At 48.5% G+C, this 1,792-nt stretch carries 1 protein-coding gene and 1 pseudogene; both read left to right on the forward strand.

The window, feature by feature from the left end:
* Nucleotides 1–850: ribosome small subunit-dependent GTPase A (gene rsgA / locus RMO84_RS12625; protein WP_310488805.1), on the forward strand; the 850-nt coding region annotated here is incomplete at its 5' end.
* Nucleotides 840–1,792: pseudogene (locus RMO84_RS12630) on the forward strand (ABC transporter ATP-binding protein); the annotation flags it as partial. The gene rsgA and the pseudogene RMO84_RS12630, both read left to right, overlap by 11 nt.

Consider the following 1,792-nt stretch of genomic DNA (forward strand, 5'->3'; position numbering starts at 1 on the left):
GGTCGTAATTGATGTCTTTCCCCGTCATAGTTTACTCGATCGACCGCCTGTGGCGAATGCCGATCGGATCTTATTAGTATTCGCGCTCGCCGAGCCAGCTCTCGATCCGTTTCTGTTGAGCAAATTTCTCGTCAAAGCTGAATCGACGGGCTTGCAAGTCAGTCTGTGCTTGAATAAGAGCGATTTAGTCACCGATCGAGAACGACAGGAATGGTGCGATCGATTGAGTGAGTGGGGCTATCAACCGATCGTGATTAGCGTGGAAACAGGGCTGGGGATCGAGGAATTGCAAATCGAACTCGATCGGCAGATTACGGTATTTGCCGGACATTCTGGCGTGGGGAAATCGAGTTTGACGAATGCCTTAATTCCCGATTCAAATGTCCGCGTGGCAACAGTTTCGGGCAAACTCAGTCGCGGACGACATACGACTCGCCACGTCCAATTATTTCCGATCCCGACGGGTGGATCGATCGCCGATACACCAGGTTTCAATCAACCGGATCTGGTGTGTGCGCCGACGGAATTACCTGGTTATTTTCCAGAAATCCGCCAGCGGCTGGCTGCGGGTAATTGCCAGTTTAGTAACTGTACCCATCGCGACGAACCCAATTGTTTCGTGCGGGGTGAGTGGGAACGCTACGAGCATTATTTAGATTTTCTAGCCGACGCGATCGCCTGGGAACAGCAATTGCAATCGCAACCCAAAATCGAAAATAGTTTGAAACAAAAAAGCGGTACGGGGAAGAAACAATTCGAGCCAAAACTCGACTCCAAGTATCGCCAAATTTCTCGACATACAATCTTACAATCGCTCGATGAGCTAGCCGAAGAATTAGATGATGAATAGTAAAGAAAAACCTCCCCGATCGAGACTGAAACAATTAGGTAAGTTAGGTAAAAATATCCGCCAATCGTTATCTGTATTTCGCCACAGCCGCAAAGCTTTAGATTTAGTTTGGACGACTAGTCAGAGCCTGACAGTATCGCTGGCAATGTTAACTCTCGCGGGGGGATTATTGCCGAGTGCGATCGCGTTTGTAGGTAAATTAATCGTCGATAGTGTGGTGTTAGCGAATCGGAGCGGGTTACAGATCGATCGTCAACATGCGCTGATGTATGTAGGTTTAGAAGCTGTCGCGATCGTCTTATTATCGGCGGTGCAAAAGGGTTTAGTTATCAGCCAATCCTTACTGCGAGTATTATTAGCGCAACGCGTCAATGAATCGATCCTCGAAAAAGCCCTGACATTGGATCTGGCGCATTTTGAAGATTCTGAATTTTACGACAAGATGAGTCAGGCGCGATCTCAAGCCTCCAGCCGTCCGTTATCCCTGATTACGCGCACCTTTGGGCTGTGTCAGTCCGCATTGACTCTGATTACTTTTAGCGGCTTGCTATGGCGATTTTCGGGGTGGGCGGTGGTGGTGCTAATTGTTGCGGCGATTCCGGCGTTTATTGCCGAGACGCGGTTTTCCGAACACGCCTTCCGGTTGTTTCGCTGGCGATCGCCTGAAACCCGCCAGCAACATTATTTAGAGACATTATTAGCTAGAGAAGATTACGCCAAAGAGGTGCAACTTTATCAGCTCGGTGACATGCTGTTGCAGCGGTACCGCAATATCTTCAATATGCTCTACAAGGAAGATCGCAATCTGACGATTAAGAAAGGCGTTTGGGGCTATTTATTAGGCTTGCTGAGTACGATCGCGTTTTATGGAGCCTACGCCTGGATTATTATCGAAGCGATCGCCGGCATTATTACCCTGGGTGAAATGACGATGTATTTGAT

The organism is Chamaesiphon sp. VAR_69_metabat_338, assembly GCF_031423935.1.
Taxonomy (GTDB): domain Bacteria; phylum Cyanobacteriota; class Cyanobacteriia; order Cyanobacteriales; family Chamaesiphonaceae; genus Chamaesiphon.